Source organism: Archangium gephyra (assembly GCF_049060025.1).
GTDB lineage: Bacteria > Myxococcota > Myxococcia > Myxococcales > Myxococcaceae > Archangium > Archangium gephyra_A.
The window spans coordinates 8397412-8415578 of sequence record NZ_JBMEQQ010000002.1 but is presented as its reverse complement, the minus strand read 5'-3'; the positions used below and the strand labels follow the sequence as shown (position 1 = coordinate 8415578).

The window sequence follows — 18167 nt, the reverse complement described above, 5'->3', positions numbered from 1 at the left end:
GTTCAACCCGGGTGAGCGGATACCCTCACCCCGTCCCTCTCCCGGTGGGCGAGGGGAAATTGGCCACGGCTCCCATTCCGGGGGCCGTGGTCTCTGTTTTCGTGGACCCGAGCTCCACCACCCTCGCTCCCTCGGCCTCGAAGCACTCGCGCATCCACGGGTGGCAGGTGAAGGCGATGACCTGGTGGTGCTCGGACAAGCGCGACAGCAGCTTCAACGTACCTCGCGTCCGCTCCAGGTCGAAGTTCACCAGGATGTCGTCCACGATGAGCGGCAGCGCTCCTCGCGTCTCCCCGAAGTCCTGGATGACCGCCAGCCGGAACGCCAGGTAGAGCTGCTCCCGCGTGCCTCGCGAGAGCTGCTCCGCGCTCCAGTCCCTCCGTGCATCGCTCACCCGGAGGCTCGCGCTTGCCTCCCGCGGGCAGGAACACCCGCCGGTACCGGCCCGCCGTGAGCGCCGCGAAGTGCTCCGAGGCCAGTTGGATGACCCGAGGCTGCTGCTCCTCCTCGAAGCGCCTCCTCGCCCGCGCCAGCAGCGCCAGCGCCAGCCGATCCGTCGCGTACCGCGCCGCCAGCTCCGCCGCCCTCGCCCTCAGCCGCTCCTCCTCGATGCGCAGCGCCGCCACCTCCTCGTCCTTCTCCCAGCGCTCGAGCTGGCTCCGCGTGGAGCCGTATTCGGTGTGCAGCACCTTGAGCTGCCCGGCGCACGCGGGCTCCTGCATCCGCAGTTGCGCCAGCTTCTCCTTCAGCCGCTCCTCGCCGCCCACCTCCAGGATGGCCTCGCGCGCCGCGGGCTCCTCCAGCCCCGTGGCGGCCTCGATGCGCCAGGTCAGCTCGCGCACGCGCCCGGTGAGTGTCTCGAAGCGCTCCGCCTGCCGCGCCCGCTGGCGGAAGGTCTCCTCGGTGGTGCAGCCGCCCCGCGCCAGCAGCGCCGCCAGGGCCTGCTCCTCGGACTCCCGGAGCCGTGAGAACCGCGCCCTGTCCCCGGCCCACTCGTCCATGCGCGCTCGCAGGGTCCGTGCTTCCGCGTCCCGGGTCTTCAGCTCCTCCAGCGCCGAGCCCACCCGGGCCGCCACCGCCTCCACCGGCCCCGCCGCGAGCCCCGCCTCCCGGGCCTCCTCCAGCAACCGCGAGACGGCCGCTTCACAGGTGGCCTCGTCCGCGGCCAGGGCCCGCTCGTCCGCGCCCAGGTCCGCCAGCCGCTGCCGCTGCTCGGCCACGTCACGCCACAGCGCCAACGCGCGCTGCGGAGAGAGCCTCCGGGGAAAGCCCCGCGCCTCCAACAGCGCGGCCAGCTCCGCCCGGAGCGTCCGCACCTGCATGTCCGCCCGGCGTCCCGCCAGCTCCGCCGCCTGCGCCTCGCGCACCACGCCGTCCCGCTCCGCCTCGCGGGCCTCGCGCTCGCGCCCGAGGTGCTCCACACGCTCGGCCTGCCGCAGCGCCTCCGCCAGTGCCGCGTCCGCCCCGGCGAGCCCGGCCGTGGACGCCTCGGGAGTCACGCCCGCCTCACTCGTGGCCGCCGTCAGTTCCCGCTCCAGCCCCAGCAGCCGTCCCGTCAGGGTGTCCAGCGCCGACTGCAGCCGGGCCAGCTCCTGCGCTCGCTGCCGCTGGCGCGCGGTGTGGGCCTCCACGTTCCCCTGGTGGCTCCTCACCGAGCGCACGTAGCCGAGCACCAGCGGCACGATGAGCAGCAACGCGCCCAGCAGGGCCACGGCGCCCTCCTTCGCTCCCGCGTGGAGCGCCAGCGCCCCCACCCACACCACCGCCACACCCGCGCCGAGCAGCACCAGCCAGGGCGCGGGGGCCGCTCCGGGCTCCGGCTCGGCCTGGGCGCGCAGGGACTGGAGCCGCTGTTGCTGCTCGGCCCGCTGCGCCGCGACCTGGTCCCGCTCCACGCGCAGCAGCCTCGAACGGCTCAGCGCCGCCTGCCGCTGGCGCAGCTCCGCCGCCGACACGTCCGGGAGCTTCGTCCGCTCCGCCTGGAGCCTCGCCAGCGAGGCCTCGATGCGCTCCCGCTCCACGCGCGCCCGCCCGAGCGCCACCTCCGCCTCGCGCCGCTCCGCCTCCGCCTTCGCCAGCCGGTCCGCCAGGGACTCCAGCGTGCCTCGTGCCGCCGCGCCCAGCTCCAGCGCCAGCAGGCCCGCGGCGTCCACCGCCAACCCCAGTCCCCCCAACGCCTGTGCCACCTCGCGGCGCCTCGCCTCGAGCGCCGCGCGGCGGCCCGGCAACGCGCGCAGCAGCTCCGCCCTCGCGGTGAAGGCCCCCAGCGCCAGGCGCAGCCCCTCCTCCCGCTCCCGCACCGCCGACGCCACCGACAGCCGGGCCAGCTCGGCTCCGCCCGAGGACAACAGCTCCTCCACCCGGGACTGCTCGGCCCGGGCCTTCGTCAGTCTCTGGAGCAATTCCTCCAGCCGCGCCTCCCCTCCCGGCGGGAAGGCCGACAGGTCCGGCAGCACGGCCAGCTCCGTCCTCAGCCTCGTCAGCTCCCCCAGCTCTCCGAGCGCCGCCTCCAGCCGGGACAGCCGCCCCAGCTCCCGCGCAATCTGCTCCTGGCGGGCCGTCGCCTCCTCCTGCTGCCGCCCCAGGGAGGCCAGACGCTCGCGCTCCTGGAAGTACTGCTCCGGCCGGTCCTTCAGCGCGTCCAGCTTCCCCCGCACCTCCTCCAACTGCCGGAGGACCTGGTTGAGCTCGGGGTTCTTCCCGCTCACCTTGAAGAGCTCTCCGGCGCGCTTCTCCAGGTGCTTCTCCACCTCCGGCAGCCTGCGCGCGCCCCGCAGTCCGGCGGCGAAGAGCGCCCGGGAGACACCATCCTCCTCCACGAGCTGCTCGAAGCTGGAGAGCTCGTCCAGGCTGAAGGCGAACACCTCGCAGAACAGCTCGCGCGACACGTGCGCCAGCGCCTCGTCCAGCCGCGAGGCGGGCAGCTCGTGCCCCTCCGGGCTGAACACCGTCACCGCCGCCTTCCCCTTCCTGTCCGCCACCCGGCGCACCACCAGCGGGCCCGCCCCCGAGCTCACGCACAGCTCGCCCCCGAAGGCTCCCGCCTCCGGCTCGTACCGGGACTCCGCGCGGCCCCGCTTCTCGAAGCCGAACAACATGCCGCGGAGGAACGCGAGCAGCGTGCTCTTGCCCGCCTCGTTCGGCCCGTACAGCAGGTTGAGCCCCGGCCCCAGCTCCAGCTCATAGCCGGAGAAGTGGCCGAAGCCGTGCACCTTCAACACGTCGATGCGCAGGGCCCCACTCACGACGCGTCCTCCTCGTGCAACTGCTCCACCACCTGCCATCCCGCCTGCTCCACCAGCTCCGGCCGGGGCGTCTCCAGGGCATCCACGCCCAGCCGCCGCAACCGCTGGCCGAGCGCGCGCAGCTCCGCGTCCTCCGCCCACAGGGCCTTCAGCATCTCCGGGTCCGCCACCAGCGCCTCGGCCTCGGCCAGCAGCGTCCCGGAGAAGCCGCCTGACAGGCGCACCGTCTCGAGGTCCAGCTCGGGCCGGCTCGCGTCGCGCAGGGACTCCAGCAGCACCGGCGGGTGGCGCAGGGCGAGCTGCTCGCGCAGGTCCGCCTCCAACTGGCCGAGTGCCTCCGGCCGGGACAGCTCGCGGTGCAGCGGCCCCCGGCCCGTGAGCGTGAGGCGCACCGCGTGGCCCTCCAGCTCGTCCGGACAGCTCGCGTCCACCCGCTCCGTCACCGCGGCCACCAGCCCATCCAACGAGCCGAGCCCCGTGAGCCCCACCTCCAGCCGGTGCCAGCGCACCCGGTCCACCGGGACGAAGCGGCGCCGCGTCCTCCCCTCCTCCACCTCCACCAGCATGCAGCCGCGCTCGCCCGGCTCGTTCACGTGCCGCCCCTGCGGGTTGCCCGGGTACACGGCCACCGCGCCCCCCGCGAGCGTGTACTCGGCCCGCGTGTGCACGTGGCCCAGCGCCCAGTAGTCCAGGCCCCGCGCGCCCAGCTCCTCCACGGTGCAGGGCGCGTAGTTGGCGTGCCCCTCCACTCCGCCCAGGTTCGCGTGCAGCAGTCCCACCGTGAAGTCCGGCGCCGTGCGGCGGAAGCGCGCCGACAGGTTCTCGCGCATCTCCGCCTCCGGATAGGAGACGCCCTGCACCCGGCACAGCACCCGCCCCTCGCGGCGCACCTCCACCTCCTCCCAGTCCGCGCCGAACACCTTCACCGAGTCCGGCAGCCCGAGCGCGCCCGTGTCCCCGCTCAGCGGATCATGGTTGCCGTGCACGATGAAGGTCTGGATGCCGGCCACGTCCAGCCGATCCAGCTCGCGCCGCAGCGCCAGCCGCGCACGCACCGAGCGATCCTTCGCATCGAAGAGGTCTCCCGCCAGCAGCAGGAAGGCCACGTGCTCGCGCAGGCACACGTCCACGATGCGCGAGAAGGCCCGGAAGGTGGCCTGCTGGAAGGTGCCCGTCAGTCCCGAGCCGGCGGGCACGCCGCGGAAGGGAGTATCCAGGTGCAGATCGGCGGCATGGACGAACTTGAAGCGCATCGCGGCTGGCACAGTAGCCGCCCTGGAAGCGCGCACCAGAAACCCGAGTTCCCGGCTCGGCCAGGATTTCCGAGGAGGGTTTTCACGAGTTCACCCGGCTGTCACGTCCCCGAGACGCACGGGCCGTGGGCCCGCGGGCCGGCAACTTGCGACGAAGTGTCAGCCAGTGGAAGGCTTCGCGCGCTTTCCTCATCCGCCCCCGGAGTATCGATGACCCCCATCTCTTCCTGGTCGAGCCGGCTCGTCCTGGCCCTGCTCGCGCTTCAGCTCGCGAGCGCGTGTGACCCGACTCCCCCACCGCCGCCTCCGCCGCCCGCGGATACGACGCCGCCGTCGACGCGTGCCACCCCGCAGGGTGGAACCTTCAAGGAGAACGTCTCCGTGACGCTGCTGTGCGAGGACGGCACGGGCAGCGGCTGCGACGCCACGTACTACACCACCGACGGATCCACGCCCTCGGCGAGCTCGCCGCGCTATTCGGCGCCGGTGGTCCTCACCCAGAACACCACGCTGAAGTTCTTTTCCACGGACCAGGCGGGCAACGCGGAGAGCGCCCAGAGCCTGACCTTCGTGGTGGACACGACGGCGCCCACCACCACCGCCACCCCGGCGGGCAGCATCTACAACGCCGATCAGAGCGTCGTACTCACGTGCGATGACGGCACCGGCACCGGCTGTGCGGCCACCCACTACACCACCGATGGCTCCGAGCCCACCACGGGCTCGCCGCGCTACACCGAGGCCCTCTCCATCACCGCCAACACCACGCTGAAGTACTTCTCCGTGGACACCGCCGGCAATGCGGAGACCGTCAATACCTCGACGTACGTCATCGACACGGTGGCGCCCACGACCACGGCCACCCCGGCGGCGGGGACGTACGGCGAGGCCCAGAGCGTGACGCTGGCCTGCGACGACGGCTCGGGCACCGGCTGCGCGGCCACCCACTACACCACCGACGGCTCCGAGCCCACCACGAGCTCGCCGAGCTACAGCGCGCCCCTCTCCATCGCCGCCAACACCACGCTGAAGTTCTTCTCCGTGGACATGGCCGGCAACGCCGAGGCGGTGCGCACCGCGGCGTATGTCATCGACACGGTGGCGCCCATGACCACGGCCACTCCGGCGGCGGGGACGTATGACGAGGCCCAGAGCGTGACGCTGGCCTGCAACGACGGCGCGGGCACCGGCTGCGCGGCCACCCACTACACCCTCGACGGCTCCGAGCCCACCACGGGCTCGCCGCGCTACAGCGCGCCCCTCTCCATCGCCGCCAGCGCCACGCTGAAGTTCTTCTCCGTGGACATGGCCGGCAACCCCGAGTCCGTGAAGACGGCGGACTACGTCATCAACACGTCGATTCCCACGGTGTCCGCCTCGCCCGCGGGCGGCCTGTACCGCGCCGCGCAGAGCGTCACCCTCACCTGCAACCCGGGCGCTACCGGCGGCACCTGCGTCGCCATCTACTACACCACCGATGGGAGCACGCCCTCCACGAGCTCGGCCACGTACTCCACGCCCATCCCCGTGACCGTCACCACCACGATCAAGTTCTTCGCGGAGAACTCGGTGGGCAACTCGAGCACCCTCCACACCGAGACCTACCGGATCGACGAGGTGGCGCCCACGACGACGGCCATCCCCTTGGGCCGCTCCTACAAGGACGCGCAGTCCGTCACGCTGATGTGCGAGGACGCCTCGGGCAGCGGCTGCACCGCCACGTACTACACGCTGGATGGCAGCACGCCCACGCGCTCCTCCAGCACGTACTCCACCCCGCTCTCCATCACCGCCAACACCACGCTGAAGTTCTTCTCCGTGGACGCGGCGGGCAATGAGGAGACCGTGCGGAGCGAGTCGTACGTCATCGACGCGGTGAAGCCCACGGTCGCCGCGGCCCCCGCGGGCGGCTTCTACAACAGCGCGCGTGACGTCACCCTCACCTGCACCGACAACGCCTCGGGCAGCGGGTGCGACGCCATCCACTACACCACCGATGGCAGCACGCCGGACACGAGCTCGGCCACGTACTCCGCGCCGATCACCATCTCCGCCGACACCACGCTCAAGTTCATGGCGGTGGACACGGTCGGCAACGTGAGCACCGTGCAGACGGAGGTGTACACCTTCGACACGGAGGCGCCCGCCACCACCGCCACCCCGGCGGGCGGCACGTACCGCACCCGGCAGAACATCACCCTGGCCTGCGCCGACACCGGCGCCAGCGGGTGCGCGGCCACGTACTACACGCTCGACGGCAGCACGCCGACCACGGGCTCGACGCGCTACACCGCCGCCATCTCCCTCTCCGCCGACACCACGCTGAAGTTCTTCTCCGTGGACACGGCCGGCAACGCGGAGGCCGCGCGGACCGAGACGTACGTCATCGACCTCGACCTCACGGCGCCCACCACCACCGCCACCCCGGCGGGCGGGCTGTACACCTCCGTGCAGAGCGTCACCCTGGCCTGCGCCGATGACGCCCGCGGCGTCGGGTGCGATGCCACGTACTACACCCTCAACGGCAGCACGCCCACCACGGGCTCGACGCGCTACACCGGCACCGCCATCTCCCTCACCGCCAACACCACGCTGAAGTTCTTCTCCGTGGACAAGGTCAACAACGCGGAGAGCGTGCGGACCGAGACGTACACCATCGCCACCCCGGCCAACGTCTCGGCGCAGATTGCCACCATCCGCTCCAGGGCGAACGGGGCCATCAGCGAGTTCATCGACTACGCGCTCGTCACCTACACGAAGCCGAACACGGGTGCCACGACGGGTACCAGTTCCGACCCGGCGGGCTTCTTCCTCCAGTCGGAGAAGAACGGTCCGGCGATCTTCGTCGCGGTGGACCCCACCACGCTCAGCCCGGCTCCCAAGGTGGGTGACCGCGTGCGCCTCCGCGCCACCGAGAAGGGGACGTCGAGCGGCCTGGTGCGCATCACCAAGCTCGACACCGCCAGCTTCACCGTGCACAGCAGTGGGGAGTCGGTGGAGTTCCTCGTCAACGACGTGAGCAGCATCGACCTCGCGGCAGCAGTGGCCGATTACGAGAGCGAACTCATCACCCTCAGTGGCACGGTGGCCAACGACTTCACCGCGGCTGGCACGGGCCACGTCGGAGCGAACGTGGTGACCCTGGGCAATCCCGACATCAACACCAACCTCCGGCTGCGCCTGACGACCGCGGTGCAGAGCGCGTCCGAGGTGGCGCAGGGCTGCTCCGTCACCGTGACCGCGCCGCTGTGGCGGTTCACCGCGCAAGCCCAGCCCTCCGCCTGGGCGCCCGGCGACCTCGACGTCCTGTCGTGCCCGGGCCCCAAGGTGACGAGCGCCTCGGCGGCCAGCAGCACCAGCGTGACGGTGAGCTTCGACCGGACGATCGACCCGGCCAGCGTGCTCGCCAACGGCAGCCAGTTCACCTTCGACAACGGCCTAGTGGCCTCGGCCGCCACCGTTTCGGGCCGCCAGGTCCAGCTCACCACCTCCACGCAGGCGGCGGGCACGGCCTACGCGGTGACGGTGGCCTCCAGCGTGAAGGACTCCCTGGGTAGCGGCGTCCAGCCGACGGCCAACACCGCCACCTTCACCGGGTTCGTCACGCCCGCCGTGCTGATGCTCACCGAGATCGCCCCCGGCCTCGGCGGCGGTAAGGATCTGGTGGAGCTATTCGTGGTGAAGGGAGGGAGCGTGAACGGCTTCACCCTGATGCAGGGCGCGAGCACCACCCTGGCCACCTTCCCGAGTGTCGTGGTGGCCGCCGGTGACGTCATCGTCGTCCACCTCAGGCCCGCCACGGCGCCCGCCGACGCGCCCACCTCCGAGACCACCAGCAAGACCGAGCACCCCGAAAGCGCCTACAGCGGCTACTACGACAGCGCCTGGGACTTCCTCGGGACCACCGCCGAGATTGGTTACTCCCAGCGCGTGATCCGCGTGCGCGATGCCGCGGGTGCCACTCAGGATGGCGCGGCCTTCTTCCGGTCGGGCGGTACCCCTCCCGCTGACTTCCTCCCGCAGCTCCAGTCCCTCCAGGATGAGGGGCAGTGGTTGCCGGCCAACTGCGGTGGCGTCCCCTGCTCGGGCACCACGACCCCCACCGCGGCGGAGGTCTCCGTCGACTGGAACGGGACGTCGACCACCGATCGGTCCACCACGGTCCGCCGCGTCCTCGCGACGGACAACAACCTGGCCAGTGACTGGGCAGTGGGCGCCTCTTCGTTCGGGTTTCCCAACCCGTAGTCCGTAGGACCTCCGTGGGAGGGGCCGGTCACTCCGGCTCCTCCCTCGTTCCAGGGGAAGACCCTCACCCCAGCCCTCTCCCAGAGGGAGAGGGAGCAGGCCGCTGATACGGTGGGAGCAACATGACGCTCTCGGTCCTCCCCGTTTCCCCCGCGGAGCATCCGCTCCTGCGCCATCTGTACCCGCTGTACCTGCATGACCTGAGCGAGTTCGGCGACGGCTACTCGCTGGATGCCGAGGGCCTCTGGCAGCCCGACTACCTGCCCCACTGGCTCTCGGGGAAGGAGGGCTTCCACCCGATGCTCTTCCGGCTCGACGGCCGGCCCGTGGGCTTCGCCCTGGTGGGACAAGCGCCCTTCCCGTTCATGACCCCCGGGCGCGACTTCCGGCTGAGCGAGTTCTTCGTGCTCCGTGGCGAGCGCCGGCACGGCATGGGACGCAAGGCCGCGTTCACGCTCTTCGATCGGTTCCCCGGCACGTGGGAGCTGTCGCAGCTCCCCGCCAACCAGGGCGCCACCGCCTTTTGGCGGCGCGTGATTGGCGAGTACATGGATGGCGCGTTCGAGGACACCACGCTGGACGGGGACCCGGCCCAGGTGTTCGACGGCCGGAAGCGGGCACGGTTTCAAGGCTGAAGGTGATGCATGTCCGCTGGGACGATGTGGAAGTGCGCGGCCCTCCTGCTGAGTACCGCGGTGTTGGCCACTGGCTGCGCCACGGTGGCTCCGATGTCCGGCCGTGGTGCGGCCCTGGGCTACAGCCGGAGCGAGCGCGTACCGGGCACGCAGGTGGCCATGCTGAGCCCGGCCAGCATGGCCGCGCACACGGTGACCGGTGGCACCGAGCAGGTAGACGCCTTCGAGCAATTGCTGACGTACGCGGGCCTGGACGATCTCAACGATCTGCCTCCGCGAGGCGCTGCCTTCACGCCCCAGCAGGCGGCCCAGGTGTTGGCGGTGCTGCTGCGCAAACCCGTAACGCTGGCCTCTTTTCCGCCACGCATGGCCGTGGGCCACCTGCTGCGCGAAGTGCTGGAGAGCGGGGAAGTCTCCCGCGAGGAACTACTGCGCCGGGTGGAGCGATTCAACATCGTGGCCGTGCTGCGGCCGGATGGATACCTCGCCTGGACGCGCAACGGGCGCACGCAGCAGAAGGTGGGCCGGGTGGAGTGGAAGGACGAAGCCTTCCGCGCGGGCCCCTTCGAGTTGGGCCACTTCTACACCAGCATCGGCTGGGTATTCCGGCCCACGGACGGGCGGCTGCGGCCCATGATGCAAGGGCCTCCGCTGGCGGAGGTGTATGACGACGCGGATTACATCGGCCGCACGTTGGACGGGGCGGAAGAAGCCTTCGTCGAGCTGTACCACGCCACGGGCCAGTTGCTGACGCGCCCGCTGGACAGCCTCGCGGCGTTGCAACACCTGCCGGCGGGAGTGGCCGCCTTGATCGCCTCCTCGCCCGAGTACCTCGAGCGCTTGCGGTACATGACGCGCGGAGAGCAGGTGAAGACCCTCTCGAAGCTGACCACCAGCCTGCTCGTTACCTGGGGCGCCGCCAGCGGCACCACTCGCACGCTGACGGGAGCGTGGGCGGGCGCGGAGGCAACCGTGCCGGTGCTGTCCCTGTCAGCCGACGGACTGCTCGTCGTGGAGCGCATCGTGGTGCCAGTGGGCAGGGTGGCCACGGTGATGAGCGGTGGGCCAGGGACGGCCATCATCCTCCAGCGGGCCAATGCGGGCGGGCAGACGCCTTCGCCCGCCAATGGGCCGGGGCAGTGGGGACCGGCACAGGAATCCATGTCCGCCCGAGCCCGTGCCTACCAGGAGCAGATTTCAGGGCGCTCGGCGGACGAGGCCTACTGGGTCGGTGGCGTAGGCAGGAAGAGCGGAGGCGTGAGGTTCGACGGCTTCAAGGACGGCGTGTTGCTGGAGGCCAAGGGGCCTGGCTACGCCAACAAGTTCCTCGACGATTTGGACCCCAAGACCTGGTTCAAGAACTCTGGAGCAAGGGACCTTGTCAACCAAGCCAGGCGCCAGCTCAACGCCGCCTGGGGAACGGGTATCCCCATCCGGTGGCACATCGCGGAGGAGAAGACCGCCAAGGCCATCCAACTCTTGTTCAAGAACGAAAGAGTGGCCGGGATTGAAGTGGTCTATACCCCTCCGATGTAGGGAGCAGCGCGGCCCATGCCCAAGACGTTCCACAGAATCGACTCGTATTACGCAGGTGCCTATTGGGGACCACGGAAGGAGACGCCGGAGGAGTGCGCCCGGCGGGCGGAAGTCTTCCTGGCCGCCGTGGCGGATGTCGACCCATCCTTCTCCCGATGGTTCCAGCAGGGCAGGTCGCGCAAGGATGCACTGAAGCGCCCCATCGAGCCCACCCGCGCGGCGCTGGAGAAGCTCGTTCGCCGGGGCAAGGATCGGCAATTTGAAGAGCTCGGCTACTCAGTCTGGGCGTGGAACGGAGTGTGCGTCGACTACGACGACACCGGTTTCCACTTCACCTGTGGCGCCTATTCCAAAGCGGTGGGCAACGTCTGTGTGTGCAACCTGCCAACCCGAGGACCGAACGCGGAGCGGGTGCTGACCGTGCCCGTTCTCACCGGCCTCGTGCGGAGCATGGCCCTGGCCTGGGAGCCTGACTCCGCCATCGCGACCTCGACGATGCACCGGGACGCGGTGACACCCACTGGCATCGCGGGCACGTTCGCGGGTTGGATCATGTATTTCCCGCGCAGCCGGGGCACGGTGCCCCCTCTTCCCGCCCCCGTGCACATCGAGCCAGTCGCGGACAAGGGCACGCTCATCGTCCTCACCCCCGAGCGCCTCACTGCAGAGAACCCCGAGCATGTGGCGCTGTCCATGCGGGTGTGCGAGCTGTTGGTCCGAGCGGGGCTTCTCGAGACCACGGGGTGACTCAGCGCCTCGGCTGGCGCCTCGCGGCGATTCCGTTCGCCAGCGCCACCTGTTGTTTCCAGTGGCCATACAGCCGGCCCTGTGAGGCCAGCCGGTCCAGTTCCTTCCGCGTCTCCTCGTCCACCGAGCCCGGCGGGGCATCGCGGTACGGCGTCCCCGGCAGCGGCATGAACGTGTGCCCGTGCACCTTCGCCCCGAGCTCCGACAACCGCCGCATCAGCGCCAGCGTCGCCCTCACGTCCTCCGGCGCCTCGCCCGGCAGCCCGAGGATGAAATCCACGTTCGGCACGAAGCCCGCCTCCACCGCCAGGCTCGCCGCCCTCACCACCGTCTCCACGTCGTGCCCCCGGTGGCTCGCCTGCAGAATCCGCTCGCTCCCCGACTGGCCTCCGATGATGAGGTTGTCGTTGTCCACGTAGCGCTTCAGCAGCGCCAGCGCCTCGGGTGTCACGTGCTCCGGCCGCACCTCCGAGGGGAATGTCCCGTAGAACACCCGCCCCCCAGGGCTCATCGCCTCGCGCACCGCCGCCAACATCCGCTCGAGCGCCTCCAGGTTCACCGACTCGTCCGCCGTGCCGTACGACATCGACGTCGGCGTGATGAAGCGCACGTCCCGCTTGCCCGCCTCGCGCAGCACCCGCGTCCACCGCGCGATGTTCTCCACGCTCCGATGCCGGAACCGCGCCTTGTTCAGGAACGGCGTCTGGCAGAACCGGCACGCGTAGATGCAGCCCCGGGTGATCTCGATGGCCCCGAACATCCTGTGTCTCGCCGCGAAGGGCGGATACGTGTCCAGCAGCACGCCCTCCCCCCGCCCCTGCGACACCAGCTTCCCGTCCACCAGCCTCGACATTCCCCGCGTCTGCTTCGGCTCCTCGCCGCGCACCAGCCGGCCGAGCAACTCCAGCAGCACGGGCTCGCCCTCGCCCACCGCCACCAGATCGAAGCCCCCGCGCAAGGTCTGCTCCGTCTCCGCCGTGGCGTGCACCCCGCCCGCGATGCACAGCACCTCGCGGCCCTCCAGCCGCTCCCGCAGCCAGGCCAGTTCCTCCACCGCCCCGGGGAAGCTCGCCGAGTAGAACGACCACGCCACCACCACCCGGTACCCCGCGTCGTGGCACTCGCGCACCGCGGCCAGCAGCGACTCCCTGTCCCTCGGGAAACGCAGGGCCACGTCCTGCCCCACCGCGTCCGCTTCCACCGCCCCCGCCAGCACGGTGAGCGCGTACTTGCCCGGGTACTGGTAGCTCAGGACCAGCGCGACCTTGTTCTTCGACGCCATTTCCCCTGAAAACCCACACGGCCCCCCCTTGTCAATCGGGCCGTCCGCCCGCTCCGGGGGCATCCGGCCATACCAGCCTGCTCGAGCCGCCGGACGTGCTGGTGAACGCCGCGCCGCTAGGGGCCGACACCCTCCACGGCCAGCCGCAGCTCGCGGAACAGCCGCGCCAGGTCCCCGGGCCGGTAGTGCGCATTCAGTCCGCTCGGGTTGGGGAGCACCCAGACGCGCGCGCCGCCCAACGTCTGTGGCTGCGCCCCCAGCGAGGCCTTGGGGTGTCCGAAGGCCGTGCGCCAGGCGCCGATGCCCAGCACCGCCAGACACCGGGGACGGTAGCGCCGCACCTTCGCCTCCAGCCGCCGCCCGCCCTCGGCGAGCTCCTCCGCCGTCAGCGCGTCCGCGGACACCGTGGCCCGATCCACCACGTTGGTGATGCCGTACCCGAGTGCGAGCAACTCCTCCTGCTCGGAGGGGGCCAGCAGCCGGTCCGTGAAGCCCGAGGCATGCAGCGCCGGCCAGAAGCGGTTGCCCGGCCGCGCGAAGTGGTAGCCCACGACGGCCGAGTACACGCTGGGGTTGATGCCACAGAAGAGGATGCGCAGCCCGGGGGCGATGAGGTCCGGCATGTGGCGCCCCACCGCGGCGAGCAGCTCGTCCTTCGTGGGCCTGCGAGGTGACTTCAGACGTTCCTCCCGTGAGCTGAACCTATACCGTCTGCCCCGCGCTGGCATCCCCTCCCGATGGTGCACCGGTGGACGGGAGCCCCTCGCGGGCCCCCTTCCCTGTCCGGCGGGCGGCTACAGTCCTCCCCCATGCGCTCCCTCGATATGAAGGACGGGCCCATCGCCTCCGTGTTGATCGCCGACGAGCTCGTCTCGCCCGAGAGTGACAGCCTGGACGTCGTGGTCCGCCTGAAGGACGGCCGGCGCTTCGGCCTCACCCTCTTCACCCTCGAGCACCTGCGGCGCCAGCTCGACCAGGCGCTCTGCATCGTCTCGCCCCGGATGCTCCTCGTGCGCAACCTTTCCGACGAGGCCGTCCTCGACGCGGTGCGCTCGGCCATGAGCCAGGATTTCGAGCGGCTCGGCGTGCTGCAGCCGCTCATCAACCAATAGGCCCCTGGCCCCGGCTCACGCCTCCTTCGCGAGCGCCGCGAGCTGCTCCCAGACCGCGCGCACGTGCCGCTCCTCGGTGCGCGCCGAGCCGATGGCCATGCGCAACACGTAGCGAGCGGGCGCTCCATCCACCCCGGGCAGCACCGTGTGGGTGAGGAAGGCCTTGCCGCCCGCGTTCAACCGCTCCAGCAACTGGCGGTTGCGCGCGTCCGTGGCCGCGGGCTCCTCACCGGGCGCCGGGCGCAGCCGGAAGCACACCAGGGCCAGCGAGCGCGGCGTGGCCAGCTCGAAACGCCCGTCCGCCTCCACCCAGGAGGCGAACAGCTCCGCCTGCCGCACGTGCTCGCGGATGTAGGCCCGCAGCCCCTTGGCGCCATAGTGGCGCAGCACGAACCACAGCTTCAGCGCGCGGAAGCGGCGGCCGAGCGGCACCTGCCAGTCCCGGTAGTCGATGACGGCGCCGCTCGCGGTGGCCGCGTTGCGCAGGTACTCGGGCATGACGCTCAGCGCGTCCAGCAGGGCCTTGCGCTCGCGCGTGTAGAAGGCGTTGCAGTCGAAGTTGGTGAGCAACCACTTGTGCGGGTTGAAGGCGAAGGAGTCCACGGCCTCCAGGCCCTCCAGCATCGCGCGGTGCTCGGGGCAGACGAGCGCCGAGCCGGCCCACGCCGCGTCCACGTGCAGCCAGCCGCCCGCGGCGGTGACACCCGTGCGCTTCAGCACCTCGGCGATGGCGCCCACGGGATCCATGGCACCCGAGGAGGTGGTGCCCAGCGACGCGCACACGAAGAAGGGCTGGCGGCCGGCGGCCAGGTCCTCGCGGATGGCCTGCTCCAGCACCTCGGGGCGCAGCGCGTAGACGCCGTCCGTGCCGAGCTGGCGCAGGTGCACGTCGTCCGACACGCCGCGCACCACGCCGGACAGCATGGCCGCCTTCAACACGGAGGAGTGCGCCTGCGTGGAGGTATAGGCCACCAGCTCCGGCTCCTTGCCGAGCGTGCGCCGCACCCGCTCGCGCGCGGCGACCATGGCCACCAGGGTGGCCTCGCTGGCGGTGCCCTGGATGACGCCGCCGCCGGTGCCCGAGTCCGAGCGGAACGAGGCGGGCAGTCCCGTGCAGCTCGGCCAGCCAGTCGAGGACGCGCGTCTCCATCTCGGTGGCGGCGGGGCTGGTGGACCAGAGCATGCCCTGCACGCCCAGGCCCGCGGACAGCAGCTCGCCGAGCACCGCAGGCCCCGAGGCGTTGGCGGGGAAGTAGGCGAAGAAGGACGGCGACTGCCAGTGGGTGAGGCCGGGCAGCACCACCTGCTCCAGGTCCCGGAAGACGGCCTCCCAGCCCTCATCGCCTCCCAGGCCCTCCTCGGGCGGGTGCGCGGGGAGCTTCGCCATCACCTCGCCCGGAGCGACAGCGGAGCGCACCGGGAAGGACTCCAGCCGGGACCAGTAGTCGGCGATCCAGTCCACCATCCGATGGCCCAGCCTCCGGAACTCCTCGGGGCTCAGGTGGGGCACCGCCCCTTCACGCGCGTCACTCATCTCGGTTCTCATCTCGGGGTGGCCCTCTCATACGACGGGCCCCTCCGGCACGGGTAGAACCGAGTGGAAACTCCCCTCTCCCCTCGGGAGAGGGACGGGGTGAGGGTGCCCGCCCCCGTTCTCCTGACCCGCGGGTCACCGCGGAGTCCCCGAATGGAAGGCAGTGCGAGGGGCAACCTGGTTACATCCGATACCCTCACCCCGACCCTCTCCCGAGGGGAGAGGGGAAATTCAGCGCATGTGCCTCGCGTGACGCCGGGCGCGCCGCAGCAGACCGCCGAGCCCCAGCAGCCCCATCACCCAGAGAGACCCGCCCGCGCTCGAGCACCCCACGCGCGGCACTTCCTCCTCGAGCGTGGGAGGGGTGGCTCCGGTATCCAGCGGCGGAGAGGTGGGAACAATGGGCGGCGTCGTGTCATCCGGCGCCGTGCCCGCATCCGGCCCTGGCACCGGCGTGCCGGCGTCCGGCGTACCCGCGTCTGGCGTGCGCGTCCCCGCGTCTGGCGTGCTCGTCCCCGCGTCCGGCGTGGGCTGGGACACCGGCGGCAGCACGTCCTCCAGCCGCGTCCCCTGGACGAAACCGTCATGGTACACGGTGCCCACCGGCTGCACGGTGTCGCTGCGGTACAGGCCCATCTTCAGGTAGATGCCGTCGCCCGGGTACATCGTGGCGTGCACGTACCGCGACAGCACGCGCTGGCCGTTGTGCCACAGCTCGACGAAGCCCACGGCCGGATCGGGCGACCACTTCACGTGCAGGATGAAGTCCTGCCACTTCCCGCGCACCAACGCCGTCTTCCACGGCGTCACGCTGTCGGTGAGCGTGAGGCGGATCTCCTCGCCGTAGACGAAGAACTCCACCGGCGGCGAGCCGCAGCAACCATCGTGGTGCCACTGGGTGAAGACCTGCCACGTCTTCACGCTCGGGTAGTCCTGCGGGAACAGCACCTGCCAGCGGTAGTAGTACTCCGAGCCCTCCTTCTCGTAACCCTGGTAGACGAGCTCGTTGCGGTTGCCGCTGGAGTTGATGGGGTCATCCCCCTGTCTCACCGTGGCCTTGAGCGCGTAGCGTCCCTGGTACACCGGGGACGTGACGACCTGGAGCCGATCCGCGCTCACCTGCTGGGCGCGCGTGTACTGGGACGTGTTGCCCGTCTCGAAGTCCCCCCTCCACACGACGCCGGCCCACGCCAGCCCCGGCATCAGGATGGCGAGCAGTGAAACCAGGATTGCTCTCAAGGCGCCCTCGCTAATGTTTGACAGCCAACGACAAGGGCCACGCTCCCACGTTTCTCTTTTATTTCAAGCGGCTGTTATTTCTTCTTCCTTGACAGCCGGACAGGCACCCGGGGAGGCGTTTACCCCTCGGAAACGGCCATTCCCAGAGGTGGGAGGAATTGGCTGAACCGGGCAGCCAGCCGGACAGGCAACAGAATCGACGCAGCGCGTCGAAACGGAAGGGCAGACGAGCGGCTGACGGGATGACCGGGTGGTGTATGGTCGCCCCCTCTGCGGTCCCCCGTCCGAGGGGTGATCCGGGTGCTCCCATGCTCGTCCTGCGCGATGTCCAGAAGACCGACCTGCCCGGCCTGAAGCGGCTCGCCGCGGTGCTCAACACCGTCAACCTGCCCAACAACGAGGAGACGCTCGAGGCCATCATCGACAAGTCCGTGAAGAGCTTCGCGGGCAAGGTGAAGAACCCCTTCGAGCGCGAGTACCTCTTCGTCCTGGAGGACGTGCGCAACGAGCTCATCATCGGCACGTCGATGATCATCGCGCAGCACGGCACCTACGAGGCGCCGCACACGTACTACGACGTCTCCGAGCGCGAGCACTACTCGGCCACCATCGGCCGGCACTTCCGGCACAAGGTGCTGTCCATCGGCTACAACTACGAGGGCCCCACGGAGATCGGCGGCCTGGTGGTGGACCCGCCCTACCGCGCCACGCCGGACAAGCCCGGCAAGCAGCTCTCCTTCGTGCGCTTCCTCTTCATGGCCATGCACAAGCGGATCTTCCGCCCGCGGGTGCTCGCCGAGCTGCTGCCGCCGCTGCTCCCCGACGGGCGCAGCCTGCTGTGGGAGGCGTGCGGCAAGAAGTTCACCGGCCTCACCTACCACGAGGCGGATCGCCTCAGCCGGCAGAACAAGGAGTTCATCAAGGAGCTCTTCCCCAACTCGGACATCTACGCGTCGCTCTTCCCCGAGCGCGTGCAGAAGGTGCTCGGCGAGGTGGGGCCCAACACCAAGGGCGTGCAGCGGATGCTGGAGCGCGTGGGCTTCCGCTACGTGGAGCGGATTGACCCCTTCGACGGGGGCCCGCACTTCGAGGCCAACCTCTCGGACATCACGCTGGTGCGCCGCTACCGCTCGCTGAAGCTGGCCGATCAGGACTTCGACATGGAGGGCGATGACGTGCTCGTCGCCTACGAGCGCGAGTCGGGGCGCAACCGCTTCCGCGCGGTGCGCACCACGGCCCGGCTGGACGACAAGAACGCCTACCTGCCCGCGAAGACCAAGGAGCTGCTGGACGTGCCCGCGGGCGCGAAGCTGTCCGTCATTCCCTTCGACTGAGCGGA

At 70.6% G+C, this 18167-nt stretch carries 12 protein-coding genes and 1 pseudogene; 6 read left to right on the top strand and 7 right to left on the bottom strand.

Annotated elements, in window-relative coordinates:
* Positions 1–2: 2 nt before the first annotated feature.
* Positions 3–3245, bottom strand: coding sequence for an AAA family ATPase (locus ACN28I_RS36850; RefSeq protein ID WP_420946576.1), 3243 nt, complete (start codon positions 3243–3245; stop codon positions 3–5).
* A complete protein-coding gene (locus tag ACN28I_RS36845) occupies positions 3242–4498 on the bottom strand; it encodes a metallophosphoesterase family protein (RefSeq protein ID WP_420946575.1) in 1257 nt (418 codons plus the stop codon). Before ACN28I_RS36845 ends, ACN28I_RS36850 begins: the two co-directional genes overlap by 4 nt.
* 210 nt (positions 4499–4708) lie before the next feature.
* Here ACN28I_RS36845 and ACN28I_RS36840 point away from each other — a divergent pair, with 210 nt between their 5' ends.
* The 4 genes from ACN28I_RS36840 to ACN28I_RS36825 all read left to right on the top strand — a co-directional run bounded on the left by ACN28I_RS36840 (position 4709) and on the right by ACN28I_RS36825 (position 11661).
* Entirely contained in the window at positions 4709–8743 is a 4035-nt protein-coding gene (locus ACN28I_RS36840; RefSeq protein WP_420946574.1) for a chitobiase/beta-hexosaminidase C-terminal domain-containing protein, read from the top strand.
* 122 nt (positions 8744–8865) lie between these two features.
* Complete coding sequence (locus ACN28I_RS36835; protein ID WP_420946573.1) at positions 8866–9378, top strand: GNAT family N-acetyltransferase; 513 nt, start codon at positions 8866–8868, stop codon at positions 9376–9378.
* Between the two features lie 9 nt (positions 9379–9387).
* Positions 9388–10914, top strand: a complete 1527-nt coding sequence (locus ACN28I_RS36830) for a Tox-REase-5 domain-containing protein (protein ID WP_420946572.1) — start codon at positions 9388–9390, stop codon at positions 10912–10914.
* Positions 10915–10929: 15 nt separating this feature from the next.
* The gene (locus ACN28I_RS36825; protein WP_420946571.1) at positions 10930–11661 is read left to right on the top strand and encodes an immunity 52 family protein; all 732 of its coding nucleotides are present in this window, start codon (positions 10930–10932) and stop codon (positions 11659–11661) included.
* A 1-nt stretch (position 11662) separates the two neighbouring features.
* On the opposite strand, the gene ACN28I_RS36820 is transcribed toward ACN28I_RS36825, so the two are convergent.
* Together ACN28I_RS36820 and mug are read right to left on the bottom strand one after the other, a co-directional pair.
* Positions 11663–12943 carry a TIGR04013 family B12-binding domain/radical SAM domain-containing protein gene (locus ACN28I_RS36820; RefSeq protein ID WP_420946570.1) on the bottom strand — a complete coding sequence of 427 codons (1281 nt, stop codon included), beginning with the start codon at positions 12941–12943 and terminating at the stop codon, positions 11663–11665.
* 116 nt (positions 12944–13059) lie between these two features.
* Complete coding sequence (gene mug / locus ACN28I_RS36815) at positions 13060–13566, bottom strand: G/U mismatch-specific DNA glycosylase (RefSeq protein WP_420946569.1); 507 nt, start codon at positions 13564–13566, stop codon at positions 13060–13062.
* Between the two features lie 186 nt (positions 13567–13752).
* On the opposite strand from mug, the gene ACN28I_RS36810 reads away from it, so the two are divergent.
* Positions 13753–14055 (top strand): hypothetical protein, encoded by a 303-nt coding sequence (locus tag ACN28I_RS36810; protein ID WP_420946568.1) that lies wholly within the window; start codon positions 13753–13755, stop codon positions 14053–14055.
* 15 nt (positions 14056–14070) lie between these two features.
* On the opposite strand, the gene ACN28I_RS36805 is transcribed toward ACN28I_RS36810, so the two are convergent.
* The 3 genes and pseudogenes from ACN28I_RS36805 to ACN28I_RS36795 form a co-directional block, all read right to left on the bottom strand.
* A complete protein-coding gene (locus ACN28I_RS36805) occupies positions 14071–15117 on the bottom strand; it encodes a pyridoxal-dependent decarboxylase (protein WP_420948788.1) in 1047 nt (348 codons plus the stop codon).
* A 109-nt stretch (positions 15118–15226) separates the two neighbouring features.
* Positions 15227–15442, bottom strand: a pseudogene (locus ACN28I_RS36800) (pyridoxal-dependent decarboxylase); the annotation flags it as partial.
* 378 nt (positions 15443–15820) lie between these two features.
* Complete coding sequence (locus ACN28I_RS36795; RefSeq protein ID WP_420946567.1) at positions 15821–16828, bottom strand: heparin lyase I family protein; 1008 nt, start codon at positions 16826–16828, stop codon at positions 15821–15823.
* Between the two features lie 308 nt (positions 16829–17136).
* Between ACN28I_RS36795 and ACN28I_RS36790 the strand changes: the two genes are divergently transcribed.
* Positions 17137–18162, top strand: a complete 1026-nt coding sequence (locus tag ACN28I_RS36790) for an arginine N-succinyltransferase (protein WP_420946566.1) — start codon at positions 17137–17139, stop codon at positions 18160–18162.
* Positions 18163–18167 lie beyond the last annotated feature (5 nt).